Annotated in this window: 19 protein-coding genes; 7 read left to right on the top strand and 12 right to left on the bottom strand. The window is 71.7% G+C overall.

The window, feature by feature from the left end; translation table 11 throughout:
* Positions 1 to 184: 184 nt before the first annotated feature.
* The 3 genes from OIE69_RS41960 (at position 185) to OIE69_RS41970 (ending at position 4,635) form a co-directional block, all read left to right on the top strand.
* Positions 185 to 799 (top strand): OsmC family protein, encoded by a 615-nt coding sequence (locus OIE69_RS41960; RefSeq protein WP_326580723.1) that lies wholly within the window; start codon positions 185 to 187, stop codon positions 797 to 799.
* Positions 796 to 1,275, top strand: a complete 480-nt coding sequence (locus OIE69_RS41965; protein WP_326580724.1) for a CBS domain-containing protein — start codon at positions 796 to 798, stop codon at positions 1,273 to 1,275. Before OIE69_RS41960 ends, OIE69_RS41965 begins: the two co-directional genes overlap by 4 nt.
* A gap of 717 nt (positions 1,276 to 1,992) precedes the next feature.
* Complete coding sequence (locus tag OIE69_RS41970) at positions 1,993 to 4,635, top strand: cation-translocating P-type ATPase (protein WP_326580726.1); 2,643 nt, start codon at positions 1,993 to 1,995, stop codon at positions 4,633 to 4,635.
* Here OIE69_RS41970 and OIE69_RS41975 read toward each other — a convergent pair.
* From OIE69_RS41975 to OIE69_RS41985, 3 genes are read right to left on the bottom strand one after another with little or no spacing between them, the layout of a single operon-like run.
* Positions 4,616 to 5,341: an FAD:protein FMN transferase gene (locus tag OIE69_RS41975; RefSeq protein WP_326581567.1), complete on the bottom strand. Its 726-nt coding sequence runs from the start codon at positions 5,339 to 5,341 to the stop codon at positions 4,616 to 4,618. The two genes, OIE69_RS41970 and OIE69_RS41975, sit on opposite strands and share 20 nt — an antisense overlap.
* Before the next feature lie 34 nt (positions 5,342 to 5,375).
* On the bottom strand, positions 5,376 to 5,819 hold the full coding sequence (locus OIE69_RS41980) for an FMN-binding protein (RefSeq protein ID WP_326580728.1): 444 nt from the start codon (positions 5,817 to 5,819) through the stop codon (positions 5,376 to 5,378).
* A gap of 13 nt (positions 5,820 to 5,832) precedes the next feature.
* Positions 5,833 to 7,194 (bottom strand): ferredoxin reductase family protein, encoded by a 1,362-nt coding sequence (locus OIE69_RS41985; protein WP_326580730.1) that lies wholly within the window; start codon positions 7,192 to 7,194, stop codon positions 5,833 to 5,835.
* Between the two features lie 155 nt (positions 7,195 to 7,349).
* On the opposite strand from OIE69_RS41985, the gene OIE69_RS41990 reads away from it, so the two are divergent.
* Both OIE69_RS41990 and OIE69_RS41995 read left to right on the top strand, forming a co-directional pair.
* Entirely contained in the window at positions 7,350 to 8,087 is a 738-nt protein-coding gene (locus OIE69_RS41990) for a response regulator transcription factor (RefSeq protein ID WP_326580732.1), read from the top strand.
* Positions 8,084 to 9,517 (top strand): sensor histidine kinase, encoded by a 1,434-nt coding sequence (locus tag OIE69_RS41995; RefSeq protein WP_326580734.1) that lies wholly within the window; start codon positions 8,084 to 8,086, stop codon positions 9,515 to 9,517. The genes OIE69_RS41990 and OIE69_RS41995 overlap by 4 nt, the downstream gene beginning before the upstream one ends.
* Positions 9,518 to 9,743: 226 nt before the next feature.
* Here the strand turns inward: OIE69_RS41995 and OIE69_RS42000 are convergent, their stop codons facing one another.
* From OIE69_RS42000 to OIE69_RS42040, 9 genes are all read right to left on the bottom strand, one after another.
* Positions 9,744 to 10,400: a potassium channel family protein gene (locus tag OIE69_RS42000; protein ID WP_326580736.1), complete on the bottom strand. Its 657-nt coding sequence runs from the start codon at positions 10,398 to 10,400 to the stop codon at positions 9,744 to 9,746.
* Positions 10,397 to 11,056, bottom strand: a complete 660-nt coding sequence (locus OIE69_RS42005) for a potassium channel family protein (protein WP_326580738.1) — start codon at positions 11,054 to 11,056, stop codon at positions 10,397 to 10,399. The genes OIE69_RS42000 and OIE69_RS42005 overlap by 4 nt, the downstream gene beginning before the upstream one ends.
* Entirely contained in the window at positions 11,053 to 13,875 is a 2,823-nt protein-coding gene (locus OIE69_RS42010; RefSeq protein ID WP_392567707.1) for a cation-translocating P-type ATPase, read from the bottom strand. Before OIE69_RS42010 ends, OIE69_RS42005 begins: the two co-directional genes overlap by 4 nt.
* A gap of 85 nt (positions 13,876 to 13,960) precedes the next feature.
* Entirely contained in the window at positions 13,961 to 14,230 is a 270-nt protein-coding gene (locus tag OIE69_RS42015; protein ID WP_326580742.1) for an SHOCT domain-containing protein, read from the bottom strand.
* A gap of 10 nt (positions 14,231 to 14,240) precedes the next feature.
* Positions 14,241 to 14,948, bottom strand: coding sequence for a CBS domain-containing protein (locus tag OIE69_RS42020; protein ID WP_326580744.1), 708 nt, complete (start codon positions 14,946 to 14,948; stop codon positions 14,241 to 14,243).
* 27 nt (positions 14,949 to 14,975) lie between these two features.
* On the bottom strand, positions 14,976 to 17,675 hold the full coding sequence (locus tag OIE69_RS42025) for a bifunctional acetate--CoA ligase family protein/GNAT family N-acetyltransferase (RefSeq protein WP_326580746.1): 2,700 nt from the start codon (positions 17,673 to 17,675) through the stop codon (positions 14,976 to 14,978).
* 193 nt (positions 17,676 to 17,868) lie between these two features.
* The gene (locus tag OIE69_RS42030) at positions 17,869 to 18,030 is read right to left on the bottom strand and encodes a hypothetical protein (RefSeq protein ID WP_326580748.1); all 162 of its coding nucleotides are present in this window, start codon (positions 18,028 to 18,030) and stop codon (positions 17,869 to 17,871) included.
* Positions 18,031 to 18,199: 169 nt separating this feature from the next.
* Positions 18,200 to 18,352 carry a hypothetical protein gene (locus tag OIE69_RS42035; protein ID WP_326580750.1) on the bottom strand — a complete coding sequence of 51 codons (153 nt, stop codon included), beginning with the start codon at positions 18,350 to 18,352 and terminating at the stop codon, positions 18,200 to 18,202.
* Positions 18,349 to 18,690, bottom strand: a complete 342-nt coding sequence (locus tag OIE69_RS42040; RefSeq protein WP_326580752.1) for a helix-turn-helix transcriptional regulator — start codon at positions 18,688 to 18,690, stop codon at positions 18,349 to 18,351. The genes OIE69_RS42035 and OIE69_RS42040 overlap by 4 nt, the downstream gene beginning before the upstream one ends.
* 150 nt (positions 18,691 to 18,840) lie before the next feature.
* Between OIE69_RS42040 and OIE69_RS42045 the strand changes: the two genes are divergently transcribed.
* Complete coding sequence (locus OIE69_RS42045) at positions 18,841 to 19,428, top strand: universal stress protein (protein WP_326580754.1); 588 nt, start codon at positions 18,841 to 18,843, stop codon at positions 19,426 to 19,428.
* Positions 19,421 to 20,479 (top strand): TerC family protein, encoded by a 1,059-nt coding sequence (locus OIE69_RS42050; RefSeq protein WP_326580756.1) that lies wholly within the window; start codon positions 19,421 to 19,423, stop codon positions 20,477 to 20,479. Before OIE69_RS42045 ends, OIE69_RS42050 begins: the two co-directional genes overlap by 8 nt.
* Positions 20,480 to 20,518: the final 39 nt, after the last annotated feature.

Here is a 20,518-nt window from a genome sequence, read left to right on the forward strand (position 1 = left end):
ATGCGCCGGTAGCCGATGCCATTGGGCCACCCGGCCCCGTGGACGGGCCCAAAGCCCTCTGCTGCTGCCCGGGGCTGCGGCGGTCTGCTGGAAGAAGGCACGACTGAGGGAGGCTGCGATGCTGCGTGACAGGCTTTCCGCCGGCCCCGTCCCGATCCGTACCCGAGGCGGCTGTGAAATCACCGTGTCCCGGTTCGACCCCGCTGAGCTGCCCGTCGGCTCGGGACGGATCGTCCTGGACCTTCCGCGCGAGTGCTTTGGTGAACAGCGCAGCTGGGCGAGCCTGACGCCCGCCGAGGCGCGTGGCCTGGCCAGGTTGCTGACAGCGCAGGCCCGCGCCGTCGAGGAGGAAGAAGCACAGCGAGACGAACCAGCCGGGCAGGGTGACGGTCCGCTGGAGGCGCGCCGCATCAAGGGGGACCACTACACGACCGTCGTGCGCGGACACCGGATCGAAACCGACCAGCCGCTCACCACGGAAGGGACCGACGAAGGCCCCACACCAGTAGAACTGTTCGTGGCCTCCCTCGCCTCCTGCGTCGCCCATTACGCGGGCCGCTACCTCGACCGGCACCACCTGCCCGGCGACGACCTGCGCGTCAGCGCCCACGTCACCAAGGCGCCCGGCCCCACCGCCCGCATCGGCACCATAGCCCTGCGACTGACGGTTCCCGGGCTGCCGCCCGAGCGCGCTGCCGGACTGCTGGCCGTGGCGCGGCACTGCACCGTCCACAACACCCTGGGGGCGCCGCCCGAGGTCACCTTCGACCTCACCACCGGCACCGGGAGCACATCGTGAACGTTTCCCAGTTCATGAACGCACCGATCATCACCGTGTCGCCCCGAACTCCCGCGCGGCAGGCCGCGCTGCGCATGGAGAACGCGGCAGTCGGATCCGTCCTCGTTGCCGAGGCCGATCGGCTGCTCGGGATCATCACCGACCGCGACCTGGTGGTGCGCTGCCTGGCACAGGGCGCCGACCCGGACACGCCGGTGTCGGAGCTGATGTCGGCGCCGGTGACCACGGTGGACGTGACCGATGACATCGCCGACGCCTACCGGACGTTCCGTCGCTGCGGCGTGCGGCGTCTCCCGGTGCTGGACGGCCACCGACTGGTAGGGATGCTCACCGTCGACGACCTCTTCCTCGACGTGTTCCAGCACCTGGCCGACCTGCTCGGGCCGGTGGCCTGGACGGTCCTGAAGGAACCGCCCGACGACGGCGCGACCGAACTCGCGGCCGCCGCGAGGCCCACCTGGCGGGGCGTCATCTGAGAGCTCGCTCTGTCCAGGTGGTCTTCCCCTGCACGGTGTGCCGGGTGCCCCAGTGCTGGGCGAGTCGGGCCATGATGAAGAAGCCGCGGCGGCCTTCGTCGACGGTGCGGGCATGCCGAAGGAGCGGGCCGGCCGGACTGGTGTCCGAGACCTCGCAAGTGAGCGTCCCGTTCCTGAACAGGCGCAGCTGCAGGGGGGCGAGCTATGGCGGATGGCATTGGTCACCAGTTCACTGACGACGATCTCCGTCGCGAGAGGATCGCCGGCCACGTTCCAGTCGGTGAGCTGCTGCACCGCATGGGCCCGGGCCGTGGCAACAGCCTCGGGCTGGTCAGGAACGGCCAGATGGCGACCTGCTGCTCGTTGAGTATCCGGTTGCAGGCCAGGAGCAGGATGACGTCGTCGCCAGGCGAGGAGCGGGCCCGGCATGTCGACATCGCGGGGGCGCCCCTCCTTACAGGGTGCCCCCACTGCCGACCACGCGCTGACGCACTGTTCAGCGCTGGTGGCATGCCGTTCGCCAGGGCCACTCGGACCCGGGAGGGGACCAGCGGCCCCTGCACCTGGACGGTCGGGCAAGGAGAGCCTGAAGGCGATGGTGCTGCGGCCCCAGTCGCCGGGCGCGGAGCCACCACCAGGGGGACGGGCCGCCGGGATGGGGTCTGTCCACCTGGCACGTAGCGCGACCTGCAGCCGTCCCCCAGACGAGGTGATCCCGTGGGACTGGGAACGAACCACGGCACGACGGTGGCCCTTGAGGGGCTTTCGCAGGGGGAGGCGGAGCAGCGGCTCGTCCGGTACGGCGCCAACGAGGTGGCCCCGCCGCCGCCGACTCCTCTGTGGCGTCGAGTGACACAGCAGTTGCGGGATCCGCTGATCCTGGTCCTGCTCGTTGCTGCCGTACTCACCCTCGCCACAGGAGACCTCCCGGACGCCAGCGTCATCCTGCTCGTCATCACCGTCAACACCGCTGTCGGCGTGGCCCAGGAAGTCCGCGCAGAACGCGCCGTCACGGCGCTGACGGCTCTCAGCGCACCCGCGGCCCGCGTCGTCCGCGACGGTGAGGAGCGCCGTATCCGGGCGGTGGACGTCGTGCCCGGGGACGTAGTGCTCCTTGGCGAAGGGGATATCGTGCCCGCGGACGGTGAGGTGTTCGAGGCGGCGGCACTCCTGGTGGACGAGTCGTCACTCACCGGCGAGTCCGTTCCGGTGGACAAGGACACCGGTGGCACGGCGGCGTCGGGCACCGTCGTCGTCCGCGGCCGGGGCGCGGTCGTCGTCACCGCCACAGGAGCCGCGAGCGCCACCGGCCGCATCGCCTCACTGATGGGTACGGCACCCGGGCCGACCCCACTACAGCGCAGGCTCGCCGGGTTCGGACGGGTCCTCGCCGCTGTCACCGTCGTGCTGTGCGCCGTAGTCCTCACCATCGGGCTACTGCGAGGACAGCCAGTGGAGCTGATGGTCGTCGCCGCGATCAGCCTGGCCGTCGCGGCCGTGCCCGAGTCCCTGCCCGCCGTCGTCACCCTCGGCCTCGCCCTTGGCGCCCGGCGGATGGCCGCCCGCAACGCCATCGTCCGCCACCTGCCGGCGGTGGAGACATTGGGTTCCGTCACCGTCATCGCCACGGACAAGACCGGCACCCTCACGGAGGGCCGCATGGTCGCTGAACGGTTCTGGACACCAGTCGGTGAGGCCGAGGCACGCGGCAGCGGCTACGATCCGTCCGGCCAGGTGGTGCGGGACGGCGACACCGTCACCCTGGATGACGCACCCGACCTGGCCGGCCTGCTGAGCGCGGCCCTGCTGTGCAACGACGCCGGGCTGCAGCCGCCGTCCGGCACGGACGGCGACACGGTCTGGCATGCCCTGGGCGATCCCACCGAGGCCGCCCTCCTCGTCGCCGGCGCACGGTTGGGCCTGGACCGGGCGGCACTCGCACGGGAACTGCCACGCGTGGACGAGGTGCCGTTCGACAGCGGCCGCAAACGGATGACCACTGTCCACCGTCGACCGAACGGCGCGAGCCATGTGGTGTCCAAGGGCGCACCGGAGGTCATGCTGCGAGCCGAGGTCCTGGACGACGGCCCTCCGGTGCTCACCGCGGCTGTCAACCGAGCCGAGGAGCTGGCACGCGAGGGCTACCGTGTGCTCGCCGTCGCGGTCGCCGACCGCAGCCCGCGCCTTTCGTCCCACACCCCCGCCGACTGGGAGAACGGACGGCTGTCGCTGCTCGGCCTCATCGCCATCCTCGACCCGCCCCGCCTCACGGCGGCAGACACCGTCACCGCCTGCCGCACCGCCGGGATCGTCCCCGTCATGATCACCGGAGACCATCCGCTGACTGCAGGCGCCGTCGCAGCCCGCCTCGGCATGCTCGACGGCGCCGACGGCGGCGCCGTGACCACTGGGGACGACATCAGGCACGACACCGTGAGGAAACTTACTGACGCCCGGGTCTACGCCCGCACCACCCCCGAGCAGAAACTCGACATCGTCCAGGCATGGCGGCAGACCGGACATGTGGTCGCCATGACCGGCGACGGCGTCAACGACGGCCCAGCCCTGCACCAGGCCGACATCGGCGTCGCCATGGGACGCCGCGGCACAGAGGTGGCACGGCAGGCAGCCGACCTCGTCCTGGCCGACGACGACCTCGGCACGGTGGTCTCCGCCGTCGAGGAAGGCCGCCGGGTCTACGCCAACGTCCGCCGCTTCCTGCTCTACGCCCTGTGCGGGGGCACGGCCGAGATCCTCGTCATGCTCCTCGGCCCTTTCCTGGGCATGCCACTGCCGCTGCTCCCGGCCCAGATCCTGTGGATCAACCTGCTCACCCACGGCCTTCCCGGGGTCGCACTGGGCGCCGAGCCGGTCGACCCCGCGGTCATGCGCCGCCCGCCCCGCCCGCCCGGCGAGAGCGTGCTCGGTGCCGGGCTGTGGCCGCGGATCCTGCTGATGGGCTGCTTCGTCACCGCCCTCACGCTGCTCACGGGCATGTGGGCCCACGACACCGGGCGTCCGTGGCAGAGCATGATCTTCCTCGTTCTCGGCGCCACCCAGCTCGGAATCGCCCTCGCATCCCGGGCCCGCCACGGCAGCTGGGCCAACCCCTTCCTGCTGGTCGCCGTCGCGACAGCGCTCGCCCTGCAGATCGCAGGCGTCTGCCTGCCGCCGCTGCGCGCGCTGCTGGGCACGGAGCCGCTCTCGGCCGGAGACCTCGGCATCGCGTGCGGTCTGTCGGCCCTCGGCTACCTGGCGATGCGCCTGCAGGCATGGCTCTTTCCCGCGTCGTCGACGTCGCGGATGCCGTCGGGCGCGCGTGGGTCCGCGGGGTCACCGCTCAGGCGACGTGGGCGCTGAATCCCGACGTTCGCCACGTACGGCCGTCGGGCAGGATGGCGAGCGCCTCGTATCCGTCCAGTAGCTCCAGCCAGGCGTGAGATCCGTTGCCATGTGCGAAGGCCGCGGTGGCGTAGGCGTCGGTCGTCGTCAGGTCCGGGCCGATGACGGTGATGGACGCCAGGTCGGTGGCGGGGGCCCCGTCGTGCGGGTCGAGGATGTGGGGGCCGCGCTCCGCGGTGCCCGAGGTGGCGATGGCCAGGTCGCCGCTCGCGGTCACGACGGCGGCCGGCGCTCCCGGGTGAAGCGGGTCGGCGATGCCGATGCGCCATGGTGTGCCGGGGGCCGCCTGGCCCCGGACGCGGATGTCGCCGCCTCCGTTGACGCAGGTGTGGTGCGCGCCGGCCTCGTGGAGCATCCGGGAGGCGTTCTCGGTGGCCCAGCCTTTGACGAGCCCCGAGGGGTCGAGGGCGCCGCCGGCTGTGATGCTGAACCAGCCGTCGCTGTCGTCGGCCGCCCGGGCGCACAGCGCCAGCACCTCGTGCACCTCGGGCGGGCAGTCGGCGAGGCCGATCTCGCCGCGGGCGAGCCTGCTGACGGCGCTGTCGGGCCGGTACGTGGAGAAGATCGCGTCCACGGAATGCAGATGGCGGACGGCACGGTCCAGGGCATCGCGGATCGCGGACGTGGCCCGGTCCCGGACGTCGAAGGAGAAGACGGTGCCCATGACGTGTTCGACGTGGTGCAGGCCGAGGGCGGGGTCACGCACGGGCCTGGTCCAGTGCGCTCTGCAGGGACTGGACGTACCCCTGGCTGGTGTAGCTCGCCCCGGACACGGCGTCGATGCGGGCGCTCTGGGCGCCGAGGGCCTCACGCGTCAGGCGGGGCAGGGCGTAGGAGGCGATCTGCCGGTCCCTGCCGTTCTCATCCGGCGCCTGGAGGACCCGGACGGCGGTGATCTTCCCGTCGGCGAGCGTGGCCGCCACCTGCACGGTCCCGTAGGGAGTGTCGACGGGCGCACCGGTGAAGGTGCCGTTGGCGGCGCCGTGGCCGCCTGCGGACGCCGGCTCCGAACGCTGGGGCGTGGGGGAGGCCGCCGAGGAGGCCGGACCGCCCGCCACGACGGAGGGCTGGTGGGGTTTGAGGAAAAGCATCCCGACGATCAGGGCACTGGTCCCGGTGGTGGTGAGCACGGCGCGACGCATGCGGTGGTTCTCCTCAGAACGCGAACGACTCGTGGTGGATGCGGCGGGCGGGCACTCCCGCCTCGCGCAAGGCCCGCACGGCGGCTTCCGTCATGGGCGGCGGGCCGCAGAGGTAGACGTCGTGACCGGCCAGCCCGGGGACGAGGGTGGACAGCGCCTGCGCGGTCAGGGGGGAGTGGTAGCGAGCGGGGTCGTCCACCACGTAGTGGACCGTGGCGCCGCGCCTGTGCGCTATCGCGTCGAGTTCGCCGCGCAGGGCGAGGTCTTCCGGACGGCGTGCCCGGTAGACCAGGGTCATCGGGCCGGGGAGGGTCTCGAACAGGGCCCGCAGCGGAGTGATGCCGACACCTCCCGCCAGGAGCAGGACTTTCGACGCGCTGCGACGGTCCGCGGTGAACGCGCCGTAGGGGCCTTCCGCCCACACGCGGGTGCCCGGGGTCAGCCGGGCCAGGGCGGCGCTGTGGCCGCCCGCGGACTTCACGGTGATGCGCAGGCGCCGGGGGTGGGCCGGGGCGGACAGGGAGTAGGGGTTGGCGGTCCACCACAGCCCGCGGGTGAGGAAACGCCAGCGCAGGAACTGTCCCGGCGCGCCGCCCAGCTCGTCCAGGTGCTCACCGCCGAGGTGGACCGACACGACCCCGGGTGCCTCGGGGTGGACCGCGACGACCTTCAGCTGGTGCCGCAGCCCGCGCCGGATCGGGACGGCGAAGCGGTACCAGGCGACCAGGGCGGCGGCGCCGGCGTAGAGGGCGTACCAGACGGCCTGGGCGGCCCGGTTGCCGACGAAGTCCGCTCCGTTGGACAACTGGTGCCCGAAGGCCAGGAAGATCGCCAGGTAGGTGGCGAGGTGCAGGTAGTGCCAGGTCTCGTAGCTCATTTTCCGGCGGGCGGCACGAGCGGAGAGAGCGCCCGTCGCGACGAGCAACAGGAACCCGGCGGTGCCCTTGAGGAGATCCGGATAGTCGAGGACGAGTGTCGTGGTCTGTCCCGTGAAGGAGGTGTGGGAGGCGGCGGAGTAGCCCCAGATGATCAGCAGCGTGTGGGTGAGCGTCAGCGAAACGGTGCAGCGTCCGCCCCAGGCGTGCCAGCGGGCGAGCCGGTCGGTTCCCACGCTGTGGTCGACGAGGGGGACGCGGGCCATCAGGGCGAGCAGGACCGCGCAGGCGTACCCGGCCAGGAGGCCGGTGATGCGGCCCGCACCGGTCAGCCACCCCGCCGGTCCCACGACGGAGGTGGTGTCGGACCACCACAACGCCAGCACCCCCGCGGCGCCCGTCCAGATCACGAGCGGCGTGAGCACCGGGACGGGACTGCGGCGCGGCCGCCGGTGGCGCAGTCCGCGACTGGCGTGGGCGGTGGTGGAGGTGGCGGCCATGGGGCTCCTCGGAGCGTGATCGTCGTCGAGCGCCCCAGCTTGGCCGCCGAACCTCTGTGTTCCCTCTGATCCGGGCACCCCGCCGGGAACTCAGAGGAAACGCAGAGGTTCCCGGGAGACGCCGGGCCATGTGCGCGAGGGATGCTGTAGTCACCATGGAAGAGAGCCGCACATCACCTCCCGGCATGTACCGGCCCGACGGGAAGCCGGTACGCGTCCTGGTGGTCGACGACGAGCCCGATGTGACCGACGTCCTGTCCGCTGCCCTGACGGGAGAGGGTTGCCAGGTGCGGACGGCCGCCGACGGTGCTTCGGCGCTCGCGACCGCCCGGGACTTCCGGCCCGACGCGGTCGTCCTGGACTGGATGCTTCCCGACGCCGACGGCCTGCACGTCCTGCGCGAGCTGCGGCGAGAGGCCGACCGCGTGTGCGTGCTGTTCCTGACGGCTCGCGACGCGGTCGAGGACCGCGTCGCCGGCATCACGGCGGGCGGCGACGACTACGTGACCAAGCCCTACAGCCTGGAGGAGGTCATCGCCCGCTTGCGCGGGCTGCTCCGCAGGGCCGGGATGACCGCCGGGACGGATGCGAACCGGCTGGCCGTCGGCGACCTGACGATGGACGAGGAGGCCCGGGAGGTCCGCCGGGCCGGCACCCTGATCGAACTGTCCCGCACCGAATTCGAACTGCTGCGCTTTCTCATGCGCAATCCCCGCCGGGTGCTGTCCAAGAGCCAGATCCTCGACCGGGTCTGGGCGTACGACTTCGGCGGCCAGGCTCATGTCGTCGAGCTCTACATCAGCTATCTGCGCAAGAAGATCGACGCGGGACGCCCCCCGATGATCCACACGGTCCGCGGCGTCGGATACGTCCTCAAGCCCGAGGCACCATGAGACGGCTTCCTCCCCGCACCCTGCGGGGCCAGCTCACCGCCGGGCTCCTCGTCCTGCTGGCCGTGGCGTGCGTGGCCGTCGGTGTCAGCACCGTTCTCGCGCTTAAGGGGTTCCTGCTGGGACGACTGGACGAGCAGCTCACGGCGACCGGCGGGCGCTTCGCGGCCAGCCTGGAGCACGAGAGGACCCCCGACGCGGACAACCGCCCCGACACCCGGGGGCAGGCCGACGCGACCTTCGGCGCCCGCCTGCTGGGCGGCGACGTCACCCATGCCGCCGTGGTCGACGACGCGGCCGACCGGCCCCTGGCGCTCTCCGCCGACGACCGCCACGCCCTGGCCCGCGTCCCGGCCGACGAAAGGGGACACAGCATCCGCATCGCCTCGCTCGGCGCCTACCGCGTCACGGCGGTACGCGGCGACGACGGCGACATCCTGCTCACCGGACTTCCCCTGCACCCCGTCGAAGCGACGCTGCACCGCCTCGAAGCCGTGGAAGCCGTGGTCTTCGGCGCGGCACTCCTCGCCACGGGCATCGCCGGGACCCTCTCGGTCCGGGTCAGCCTGCGCCCCCTGCACCGGGTCACCGAGCACGCGTCCGCTGTCGCACGCCTCCCCTTGGCCAGTGGCGAGGTCGCCATGCCGCGGCCCCTGCCGGACACCGACCCGCACACCGAGGTCGGCCAGGTCGCCGCCGCGCTCAACCACATGCTCGGGCACGTGGAGGACGCCCTGGTCCGGCGCCAGGCCGGCGAGGAACGCCTCCGGCACTTCGCCGCCGACGCCAGCCACGAACTGCGCACCCCCGTCGCGAACATCCGCGGCCACGCCGAACTCGCCCTTCGCCACGGGGGCCCCGTCCCCGCCGAGATCCGCCACGCCCTCGAACGCATCCAGTCCGAGTCGCAGCGTATGACGCACCTCGTCGACGACCTCCTGCTGCTGGCCCGTCTAGACGCGGGACGCCCGCTCGAGCACGAAGAGGTCGACCTGACCCGGCTCGTCCTGGACGCCGTCGACGACGCCCGCGCCGCGGGACCCGGCCACCGCTGGTTCCTGGACCTTCCCGAAGAACCCGTCCTCGTGCCCGGAGACGGCCACCGCCTCCAGCAGGCCCTCGGCAACCTCCTCGCCAACGCCCGCACCCACACTCCCGCCGGCACGGAAGTGACGGTCGCCCTCACCCCGGACGCCGACGGCGCCCGCCTCACCGTCAGCGACAACGGCCCCGGGATCCCCGTGGAACTCCAGCCCGAGGTCTTCACCCGCTTCGTCCGTGCCGACCAGGCCCGTTCACGCAGCACCGGCAGCACCGGCCTCGGACTCGCCATCGTCCACGCGATCGTCACCGCCCACCACGGCACCGTCGAACTCACCAGCCACCCGGGACACACCGCGTTCCGGGTGACGCTCCAGGGTCGACCGGGCTGACCTTCCTTCCCCCTCCGCTGCCTCCGCCGCTGCGAGTCACGCCGAGGGCCGCGCAGGCCACGACCAGAGGGCGAGGACCGGCGAGCCGCCCCCTCAAGGACGGGGGGTGGAAGCCGTCTCATGGAGCCTCGGACGAAAGCCATGGTCTGTCCAATCCGACGGACTTGCCGTCGCGTGAATCGCCCGGTTTTCCGCCGCCTGACCGGTCCAGCGGGGTCTCGGCAGCTCACTGAACGGCCGCTTGGATCTCCTGTTCGGTAGCTGTGTGAGAGACCACGAGGAGTTCGTCGCCGGGCCGCAACACCATCTGCGGCGTCGGCACGTTCGGCCGGCCCTCGCGGACCACAGTGGCGATCACCGTGCCATCCGGTAGGGGGACCTCGGCCAGGGAACGGCCGGCGACGCGGGACGCGGCGCTGATCGTGGTTTCGATGACGTTGACCCCGGCCTTGCTCAGCCGCAGCAAAGCCACCGTGTCGGTGGCTCCCGTCGCCTCCTCGATCAGCGAGATCAGCGGTGTGGCGGCGGGGACTGCGGCGTCCACCCCCCACTTGCCGTCGAACAGCCAGGCGTTGTCCTCGTCGTTGACACGGGCCGCCACCCGCGGGACGCCGAAGTGCCGCTTGGCCAGGAGGCTGACGACGAGGTTGTCCTCGTCCTCCCCGGTGGTGGCGATGACAAGGTCGGCGTTGAGCGCGCCCGCGTGCTCGAGCAGGTCCGGGTCGCTCGCGTCACCGGTCAGCATCCGTACAGCGAGCCGCCGGCCGAGTTCGGCGGCGCGTGCCTCGTCGCGTTCGACGACGGTGACGTCGTACCGGGCGGCAGCGAGCACCTGGGCTACTTGGGCGCCGAGCCGTCCGGCGCCGGCGACGATGGCTTTCACGTCCCGAGCTCCTTGTCGAGGAAACCGCGCAGACGGCCGAGGGCGCTGGCGGCGACGGTGAAGGTGACCACATCCCCGCGCTCGGCCAGAGTGTGGTGTGAGGGAACGAGTGAGTGCCCGCCGCGAGTGACCTCCGCGACGCGGATCTCGCCGTCGACCTCGAACGCCGACAGGGGCCGGCCGGTGAGGTAGTCGGGAAGGCCGGAGCGGATCAGCAGCGTTTCGCCGTTCCCGAATCCCCGTTCCGGCGCGAGGTGCCGGTGCAACAGCAACTGGTGCAGCCGGTGGACGGTCCAGCTGACGCTGCTGATGGTGCGGATGCCCAGGCCACGGTATGTCTCCGCCCTGCGCGGGTCGTCGATCCGGGCCAGGACGACCGGCACACGGTAGGTCTGTCTCGCCACGCGGGCGGTGACGATGTTGCCGTTGTCCCGGTCGGTGACGGCCACCAGGGCGTCGGCGTGCGTGATTCCGGCGGCGTCCAGCACCGCACGGTTGTAGCCGTTGCCCTCGATGAAGTGCCCGGTGAACCCGTCGGGCAGGGCTTGCCCTGCCTGTGCACGGCGGTCGATGACCCAGGTGTCGTGGCCTTCTGCGGTGAGCCGGAGGGCCAGTGCGGAGCCGACGCGGCCGCAGCCCACGATGATCACCCTCATCGTCGTGCTCCTTTCGCGAGCGGAGCCGCCGCCGGCGGCCTCAACCGCCGCAGCCACCACTTGCGCAGTTCCTCGGCGGCCAGCAGCAGCGCCCCGAACGCCACGAGCACGGCCCAGTCGGCGGCGTCCAGCGCCGCTGTGTGGAAGACGGCCTGCAGGAACGGCACATAAGAGATTGCCGCCATGATGGCGACGCCGAGCAGTCCTGCGGCGATCAGCGCGGGATTGGACCACAGGCCGATACGGAAGACGCTCTCGCGGTCGGTGCGTACCGCCTGGGCGTTGAAGAACTGGCTGACCACGATGCCCGCCTGGACCATGGTGATCGCCTCCCGGTAGACGGGGTTGTCGGCTGTGAAGTCCGCGTACGGGATGCCGGCGGAGCCGATGTGCCAGAAGAAGACGGCGCACACTCCCAGTGCCTGGATGCTGCCGAGGAACAGGAACCGTCGCACCACGGCCGCGGAGAACAGCGGTTCGCGCCGAGGACGCGGCGGGCGATCCATCACGTCCGGCTCGGGGGGTTCGGCGCCGAGAGCGAGTGCGGGCAGCACGTCCGATCCCAGGTCGATCGCCAGGATCTGTACGGCGGTGATCGGAACGAGCGGGAAGCCCACGAACGTCGCGACCAGGATCGGGACCAGCTCGGCGATGTTGTGGCTGAACAGGTAGATCAAGAACTTGCGGATGTTGCGGTAGACCGAGCGGCCGAGCCGGACCGCCGCGGCGATCGACGCGAAGGAGTCGTCCAGCAGCACCATCTCCGCGGCCTCACGTGCCACGTCGGTGCCCCCGGCCCCCATGGCCACCCCGATGTCGGCGTGCTTGAGAGCCGGGGCGTCGTTGGCGCCGTCACCGGTCACCGCCACCACCTGGCCGAGCTCCTGCAGTGCCGCCACGGCTCGCATCTTGTGCTCGGGGCTGACCCGGCACAGCAGCAGCTCGGCGGGACGCCCCAGCAGGTCGCGCAGCGCCGCCGTGTCCATGGAGTCCAGGTCCGTGCCCGTCACCACCGTGGGCGCCGGCTCGCGGACGATCCCCACCCGGCGCGCCACGGCCTCGGCGGTGAGCGGGTGGTCTCCGGTGACCATCACGATGCGGATCCCCGCCCGACGGCAGGACGCGACGGCGTCGGTGACCTCCGGCCGTGGCGGGTCCTGCATGCCCGCGAGGCCCAGGAACACCAGGTGCGACTCGGTTTCCTCCTGTGATCCGGCCACCTGCCCGGGCGGCAGCGCACGCCGCGCGACCCCCAGGACACGCAGGCCCTGAGCTGCCATCGAGTCATTGGCCTCGATCACCGTGCTCCGGATCGCAGTGGTCAGCGGCTCGGGGCCGCCCTCGCCGTCGACGTGGGTACAGCGCGCCAGCAGTTCCTGCGGCGCCCCCTTCACACAGACCGTGCTGCCGCCGTCCGCGAGGGCGTGAACGGTGGTCATCAGCTTGCGGTCGGAGTCGAAAGGGAACTCCATGACGCGCGGCGCCCCCTCCTCTTCTCCTGCGATGTCGACCCCGGCCTTGGCGGCCGCCACCAGCAGAGCGCCTTCCGTGGTGTCGCCCAGGACACGCCAGCCTCCCCGTTCAACCGGCGGCAGCAGCCGAGCGTCGCAGCACAAAGCCGCCACCCGCAGCAGCTCGCGTACGGGGCCGGGATCGGCCACTGCCCCGGCAGGTTCGTATCCGACGCCGGACACCTCATGCCAGGCCCCCCGCGCCCACAGCCGGGTCACGGTCATCTCCGCCTGGGTGAGCGTGCCGGTCTTGTCGGTGCAGATCACCGTCGTCGACCCGAGTGCCTCCACCGCCAGCAGCTTTTTGACCAGCGCGTGACGCCGGGCCATCCGCCGCACACCGATGGCCAGCGACACCGACAGCGTCGCCGGGAGTCCCTCGGGAACCAGGGCGACCATGACCCCGAGCGCGAAGACGAACGACGCCACCACCGGCTGCCCCGACGGGATCCGGATCGCGAACAGCAGCGCGCCGATCACCAGGGCGGCCGAAGCGACCCGGCGTGCCATCACCGCGACCTGCACCTGCAACGGGGTCCGCTGCCGCGGCGCCCGTGCGGTCATCTTGAAGATCCGGCCGAACTCGGTCGCCGAACCGGTCGCGAAGACGACGGCCTTTCCGGCCCCGGCCACCACGTCCGTGCCCATGAACAGGCAGTTGCGGGCTTGAAGCAGAGGGCCGGGCGCCACCGCGTCCGCCGTCCGCCGTGCGGGTTCGCTCTCCCCGGTGAGCGCGGCGTTGTTCAGTGCGACCGCTCGTGCCTCGACCAGCCGGCAGTCGGCGGGCACCGCGTCGCCGGCCTCGAGGACCAGCAGATCACCGGGTACCAGTTCCCGTACCGGCAGCACGGCCCGCTCCCCGTCGCGCAGCACGGTGCAGGTGCGCGGCACCATCGCCTGAAGGGACTCGGCGGTGCGCTCCGCCGAGTACTCCTGGGTGAATCCGATCACCGCGTTGAGCAGAACTACCGCGGCGATCGCGAACGCGAGCTGGAGCGTCCCTTCGTCCCGGGGCTCCTGCAGGCCGTAGGCCAGGAACGTGATACCGGAGGCGATCAGCAGCACGACCGCGAACAGATCGGTGAACTGGGACAGCAGCCGCCGCCACAGGCCTCGCCCGGCCGAGGCCGGCAACTCGTTGGGGCCGTAGTGCGCCAGGTCTGAGGAGGCTTGTGCGGAGGTGAGACCTCGCGCCGAACCACCCAGCGCTGTGAACACCTGTTCCGAAGGCAGACCGGGCACATCCGAAGGGGCGCCGCCGCGTGTGCTTGCGGCAACCGGCAACTGCTGGGGGGCGACGGGGGTCATCTTCACCCGCGTCACCTCGCGGGAGGCAGACCGGACGCGGCACGTCGTGACCCATCACGAGAACGCGCCCGCCGGTCTTGTTCGGTCACTGCGATCCCTGCCAGTGCCCGGTGGCCTGTTCCAGCACCTGCAGCCTGCGCCGGTACTCCTCATCGTCGATCTCACCGCGGGCGTACCGCTCCGCCAGCAGCTCCCGCGGACTCGGGTCACGCCGGTCGGCAGCCCGGCCGGGACCGCCGTCGGCGGTGCGCCGTAGCAGCACCGCCACAGCCAGGCCGACGAGGACCAGCAGCACCAGCCAGCCGAGGGACATCAGAGCCCAGCCCCAGCCGTTCATGTGGTCGTAGACGAACATGGCGTCCTCCTCACAAGGTGTGCAGCCGGTCGCCGGCGGCGGGCTCGACGGGCCGCTGGTGCGTGTCGTCGCGCCGGTAGGTGAGCCGGTTCACCACGGCGACCACGCCGTCGATCCGGCGGGCCAGCCCCTCGGCGACCGAGATCTCACTGCGACGCTCCAGGCGGCCCTCAAGGGTGACCACCCCGTGGTGGACGCTCACCCCCATCGCGTGCGGGGCCAGCCACAGCGTGCGGACGACGACATCGTCGATGATCTCGGCGCGGATGTCGGGGTCCGGGCGGAGGAACACCTGCAGCAGGTCGCCGCGGGTGACGATACCGACGAGACGGTCCTCGTCGTCGACCACCGGCAACCGGTTGACGCGGTGTTCCGCCATGGTGCGGGCGGCGACGGCGATGGATTCGCCCGCGCTGACGGTGACAGCCGGGCTGGACATCAGCTGCGCCGCTGTCCGAGCACGGGCGCGGGCGGCGTTCCGGCGGCCGGTGGGGGACAGCGTCGGCAGACGCCGCCTCGTGCCGTCCTGCCGGGATGCCTGGCGCAGCATCAGGTCGGTCTCGGAGACCACCCCGAGGACCTTGTCGTCGTCGTCGACCACGGGCAGACCGCTGATCCGGTGCCGTGCGAACAATGCCACGACGTCCTTGAACGGGACTCCCTCACGGACGCTGACGACGTCCGCCGTCATCACATGCCCGGTCTGGCGGTGCTTCATCGTCGTCTCCTCCTCGCCGAGGCCGCGTTACCGCAGCCGGCGCAGGTACGGGTCGTGGGCGTGTCGTGGGAGGACGCGGACGCGGATGTCGAGGACCTCCACGCCGTCCGGACGTGCGACCACGGGATTGAGGTCGGCCTCGGCGAGCTGCGGCAGGTCGGACGCCATCGCCGACAGCCGCAGCAGCAGTTGCTCGAGCCCTTCCAAATCGACCGCCGCGCCGCCGCGGTGACCGAACAGCAGCGGTGCGCACCGCGGCGCGGTGATCAGGTCGTGGACGTCGAGGTCGGTGAGCGGAGCCAGGCGCGCGGAGTGGTCGGCCAGGACCTCGGTGGCGGTGCCACCGAGGCCGAACAGGACCAGCGGCCCGAACACCTCGTCCTGCACGACGCCCGCGAACAACTCGGTGCCCCGGGCCGCCATCGGCTGCACCAGCATGCCCGTCAGCACCTCGGCGAAGAGTCCGGTCAGCTCGCGGTATCCGGCGCGGACCTGCTCCTCGCCCTGGAGATCGAGCAGGACCGCCCCGTGCTCGCTCTTGTGGACCAGCCCCGGCCAGTGGGCCTTCAGTACCACCCGTCCGCCGGGCCCGGCGAGCCGCGCCGCGGCGTCCACGGCCGCCTGCTCGTGCTCCGCCCAGGCCTGCGGCACGCGGAAGATCCCGTAACAATCGAGCAGCTCCCCGCAGGCGCGCGGGTCGAGCCAGCCCCCGTCGGGGTGTTCGGCGAGGAACGCCTCCACCAGGGCCCGCGCGGCGGCCGGGTCGGTGCCCTTCAGGACGGGGACGGTGCCCTGCGGCCGGGCCAGTCGGCGGGCGCGCCTTGCCGCGTGGGCCAGTGCCTGCGCCGCGGCCCGCGGATCGCTGTAGGCGGGCACCACCCCACCGCCGGCGGTGTGCAGCAGGCGTACGCCCTCGGGCTGGTCGAGCAGGACCGCGGCCACCGTACCCGAGCGTTGGGCGGGCTCGGCGTGGGTGAGGGCCCGCACCGGGTCGTCGCCGGTCGCCGCCGCCAAGGCGGTGGGGACGAGGACCAGCAGGACGGCGTCCACAGCGGCGTGGCCGGCGAGCCGGTCCACACAGGCACGCAGCGCGCTTTCACTCACCGCGGCGGTCGTGTCCACGGGATTGACCGCGCTCGCCCCTGCGGGCAGCAGATCGAGCAGTTCACGGGTCAGAGAGTGCGGCAGTACCGGCACCGTCAGGCCCGCCTCCTGGCAGGCGTCAGCCGCCAGCACCCCGGCGCCGCCCGCGTTGGACACCACGGAGACGCGGGTGCCGGCCGGCAGAGGCTGGGAGTGCAGGAGCGCGGCGGTCTCCAGGAGTTCGCCGATCGTGCGTGTCGCGATGATGCCTGCCTGGTCGAACAGCGCCTGCCGGGTCATCGTCGGTGTCGCGGCGGCGGCCGTGTGCGAGGCCGCGGCACGCCGTCCGGCCGCGGAGCGGCCCGCGTCGACGGTCAGGACGGGCATGACGCGTGCCACCCGGCGGGCGGTGCGGGAGAAGGCCCGCGGGTTGCCGAAGGACTCCAGGTGCAGCAGCGCCATGTCGGTCTGGCCGTCGCCCTCCCACCACTGCAGCAGGTCGTTGCCGCTGACGTCGTACTTGTCGCCGAGCGAGACGAATTCCGATACGCCGATGCCGAGCCGCGTCAGCCCGCCGAGCAGCGCGATGCCCACCCCGCCCGACTGCACGGCGACCCCGGCCGTGCCGGGCAGCGGCCGATGCGCGGCGAAGGTGGCATCCAGCCGTACGTCGTCTGCGGTGTTGGCGATGCCCAGGCAGTTCGGCCCCACCAGACGCATGCCGTGACGGCGGCAGGCGCCCAGCAGCGCCACGGCCTGGCCCGAGTCCAGTCCCGAGGTGACGACGACCAGTGCGCGCACCCCTGCGGCACCGCACTGCCGTGCCACCTCGGGTACCGCGGCGGCCGGGACGGCGAGAACCGCCAACTCGGGCACCTGCGGCAGCTCGGCCAGGGTCGGGTACGCGGGGACGTTCTCAATGGCGCCGGCGTGCGGGTTGACCGCGTACAGGGGGCCGGCGAAGCCGCCCCGGCGCAGGTTGCGCAGGATTGCCCGACCGATCGAAGACGGTTTGGTGCCGGCCCCGATGACCACCACCGAGCGCGGGCGCAGGAGCGGCCGCATGCTAGCCGTGTCGGCGCCGCGGCCCCGTTCGTCGCACGCTGCCAGGTACCGCTCGTCGGGGTCGAGTCGGATCGTGCAGTGCACGTCCGGGCCGTCGAAGTGGCGGGCGGTCCGCAGCCCCAGATCAGCGAAGACCTTGAGCATCGTGTGGTTTTCTGCGAGAGCATCAGCGTCGAACACCTTGATGCCCTCGGCGCGGGCTGCGTGCACCAGGTGTTCCAGCAGCAGAGTCCCGATGCCCGTGTGGTGGACGTCGTCGCTGACGGCCAGCGCTACGTCGGCCGCCGCGGGGTCCTGACCGGTGGCGTACTCGGCGACACCGGCCAGCCGATCGCCGAGAATCGCGAGCAGGGTCAGCCGGCCCGGCCGGGCCGGTTCACGGAGACGGTCGGCGGCGAGCTGCCCCGAGCGCCGGCCCACGCAGAAGAACCGCAGCCGCAGGTTGTCCGCCGACATGTGCGCGTACAGGTCCTGCACCCGGTCGTGGTCGTCGGGCCCGGCGGCCCGGATCTCCACGGTCCTGCCGTCCACCAGCAGTGCATGGGCCGGTCGCGGGTGGCGCAGCGCCGTGTCCGTCATCGCTGTTTCCTCTCCTTGGCTCACCTCCACGATCGGGCGGCCGCAGAGACACTCCCAGGGGTCGGCAGGGGCACGGCTAGGGCCGATGGGCCCTCATTTTGTCGAGCATAGTGAAGTCATTTGTCGATGAGTCTGGGAGGCACTGGGGTTCTTGCGAGGGCAGCATCGAGGCGCTCCCTGTGAAAGGTGCTGGTCATGCCGCGGATGTCGACGGTCGAGTTGTACCCGGCGACCCGGCGTGACCACCGCGGCGGTACTTCTCGATGGTCCGGGCGTGCTCCGAGACCCGGGGCAGCAGGGCGGCGTACGCGGCCGTCAGCATCTCCTCCGCCGAGGTCGGGACGCGGGTGCGCATACGCACGACGGTACGGTCCGCCCGGGCCCCAGCCACGCAGGAACGACCCCGCCCAGGGCCGGGAGCGACCGGCTCCGGGGAGGATGCTTCGTGCTGCACGACGTGAACGGCGAGGCCCGAGCCCGGGAGCCGGTCGCCGCCCTCAACGGCGATCCCGCCCCCCGGCAAGCTACCTGCGCAGCTCACAGAGGACATCGGGGCTGCAGATACGGACCAGCTGCTCCAGTAGCCCGTCGATCCGGGCATCGCCCCCGTCACCCACCGTGTCGGCGACGCCCGCGAGGACCTCGCGTACCCCAGGCGGCAGCGACTCCCGTGTCACCGCGTCGCCGCCTCCGCCTCGGGGGGCCCGTCCGGGGTCTCCTCGCGGTGCAGGAGGGCGCCAAGGAGGTCACCGACGGGATGGTCGGCCTCGGACGGGTGGCGCAGCGCGACGGTCGGGTCGATGGTGTAGCGGTTGCGGCGCCCGACCCGGGTCCGGGTCAGATACCCGGCCGCCTCCAGGTCCGCGACGATGATCTGCACCGCCCGCTCGGTGATCCCGATCCCGGCGGCGACGTCCCGCAGCCGGACCTCCGGGTCGCGGGCCAGCCACAGCAGCACCCTTGCGTGATTGGTCAGGAACGTCCACTGGTCGCCGCGTGCCGATGAGCTGCTCATGACCTCCATCATACGAAGCCAGGTTCGCATATTCATCCCCTCATGCGAACCTTTATTGGCGAAAAGGTTTTCGCGTAACTGTTGACGCATGTCCGGTTCGCGAGTGACGCTGGAGGGGATTCCTCCCGTTAAGGAAGGCGGGTAAGTGCCATGACCGGACTGCGCTCCCACCCCGTACGCGACAGCGCTCCCCGCCCCGGTCGGGCGGGACTGGTCCAGCCGGTGGCGGCCGTGCTGACCGACCGCATCGACGATGTGGCGGTGGCCGCGGCCGCAGCGCGGATGGCGCTGGCCCGCCGCGTGCCGTTGCTGCTGATCGCCGTCATGCCCCCGCACGTCATGCCCCCGCACGTCAGGCGTTCCTCCCTCGGTCCGGCCTCCGCGTCGGTGCAGGCGGTCCTCGCCCGGGTCATGCCCAAGGTCGGCCGGCACGCCACCGGCTACATCCCCGAGGTGTTCCACCTGCCTCCAGGCAACGGGTCGCGGCTGGCGGCGGCGAAGGAGCTGCTGGCGCTGGCGACCCGGCACCGGGCCCCGGACGTGGTGGCCGCCCGCCGCGCGCCCCACGGGCTCGACGCGCACGCCTTGATCGAGGCCGCGGCCCTGCGCGGCGGCCCCTACGTCCACGGCATCGCCCCAGCCGCCTGGGTTCCTCTGCGATCGCCCTCGCCGTGTCCGCGCCGCCCGCGGGTGACCTGCCGTCCGGCCCTTGGAGAGGAAACGCTTCGCGATGAATGACCTGTCGTTCGCCGTCCCACTGTGGGCGTGGGCCGCCGTCACCGTCGGCATCTGCGTGATGCTCGCCGTCGACCTGATCGCCCACCGCGACAACCACGTCATCGGCTTCGAAGAGGCGGCGATCTGGAGCAGCATCTGGATCGCCATCGGCCTGGGATTCGGCCTCATCCTGTGGGCGTGGCAGGGCGGGGAGGTGTCCTCCACCTACTACGCCGGCTACCTGATCGAAAAGGCCCTGTCGATCGACAACGTATTCGTCTTCGCGCTGGTCTTCTCCTTCTTCGCCGTCCCCGACGCCTACCAGCACAAAGTCCTGTTCTGGGGCGTCCTCGGCGCACTCGCGGCCCGGCTGGTGTTCATCTTCGTCGGCGCCGAACTGCTCAAGGTGTTCTTCTGGACCGCCTACCTCTTCGGCGCGTTCCTGATCTGGACCGGCTGGAAGATGGCCGTCTCCAAGGACGAGGAAGTCCACCCCGACCGCAACCCGATCGTCCGCCTGGTCAGGAAGCTGATCCCCACCGACCCCACGTTCCACGGCGACAGGTTCTTCACCCGCGTCAGCGGCAAGCGCGTGGCCACGCTGCTTTTCGTGGTCCTGGTCGCTGTCGAGGCCACCGACCTGATCTTCGCCGTCGACTCCGTCGCTGCCGTCCTGGCGATCACCACCAGCACCTTCCTGGTGTGGACCGCCAACGCCTTCGCCGTCCTCGGCCTGCGCAGCCTCTACTTCTGCCTCGCCGGACTGCTGCGCCGCTTCGCCTACCTCCACTACGGCCTGGCGGTCCTCCTGGCCTTCGCCGGCGTCAAGCTCATCCTGTCCGAGACCCCTGTCGGCAAGCTCCCCATCCCCCTCACCCTCGGCGTCATCACCGTCACGATCACCGTCTCCATCGCCTGGTCGCTGATCGCCACCCGTAACCACGCCGCGAACGGCGACGATCAGCCAGCCGCGACCCGGACCGGGGCCGGTCCCGCCCACGGCAGCGACAAGACGGCCCCCGCACCCCATCAGCCCGCACCCCGCGGCACACACGAAAAGGAATCGCCCTGACCACGACCCACACCGCCGACCGATCACCGCGTCAGCGGC

It is taken from the genome of Actinacidiphila glaucinigra (assembly GCF_035918135.1).
Taxonomy (GTDB): Bacteria; Actinomycetota; Actinomycetes; order Streptomycetales; family Streptomycetaceae; genus Actinacidiphila; species Actinacidiphila glaucinigra.

Excerpts from the sequence above, each read along its gene's own strand:
- OIE69_RS41975 (WP_326581567.1), bottom strand. The coding sequence starts at position 5,341 with ATGGGCACCGTCTTCTCCTTCGACGTCCGGGACCGGGCCACGTCCGCG.
- OIE69_RS41980 (WP_326580728.1), bottom strand. The coding sequence starts at position 5,819 with ATGCGTCGCGCCGTGCTCACCACCACCGGGACCAGTGCCCTGATCGTC.
- OIE69_RS41985 (WP_326580730.1), bottom strand. The coding sequence starts at position 7,194 with ATGGCCGCCACCTCCACCACCGCCCACGCCAGTCGCGGACTGCGCCAC.
- OIE69_RS41990 (WP_326580732.1), top strand. The coding sequence starts at position 7,350 with ATGGAAGAGAGCCGCACATCACCTCCCGGCATGTACCGGCCCGACGGG.
- OIE69_RS41995 (WP_326580734.1), top strand. The coding sequence starts at position 8,084 with ATGAGACGGCTTCCTCCCCGCACCCTGCGGGGCCAGCTCACCGCCGGG.
- OIE69_RS42005 (WP_326580738.1), bottom strand. The coding sequence starts at position 11,056 with ATGAGGGTGATCATCGTGGGCTGCGGCCGCGTCGGCTCCGCACTGGCC.
- OIE69_RS42010 (WP_392567707.1), bottom strand. The coding sequence starts at position 13,875 with ATGACCCCCGTCGCCCCCCAGCAGTTGCCGGTTGCCGCAAGCACACGC.
- OIE69_RS42015 (WP_326580742.1), bottom strand. The coding sequence starts at position 14,230 with ATGTTCGTCTACGACCACATGAACGGCTGGGGCTGGGCTCTGATGTCC.
- OIE69_RS42020 (WP_326580744.1), bottom strand. The coding sequence starts at position 14,948 with ATGAAGCACCGCCAGACCGGGCATGTGATGACGGCGGACGTCGTCAGC.
- OIE69_RS42025 (WP_326580746.1), bottom strand. The coding sequence starts at position 17,675 with ATGACGGACACGGCGCTGCGCCACCCGCGACCGGCCCATGCACTGCTG.
- OIE69_RS42030 (WP_326580748.1), bottom strand. The coding sequence starts at position 18,030 with ATGCGCACCCGCGTCCCGACCTCGGCGGAGGAGATGCTGACGGCCGCG.
- OIE69_RS42040 (WP_326580752.1), bottom strand. The coding sequence starts at position 18,690 with ATGAGCAGCTCATCGGCACGCGGCGACCAGTGGACGTTCCTGACCAAT.
- OIE69_RS42045 (WP_326580754.1), top strand. The coding sequence starts at position 18,841 with ATGACCGGACTGCGCTCCCACCCCGTACGCGACAGCGCTCCCCGCCCC.
- OIE69_RS42050 (WP_326580756.1), top strand. The coding sequence starts at position 19,421 with ATGAATGACCTGTCGTTCGCCGTCCCACTGTGGGCGTGGGCCGCCGTC.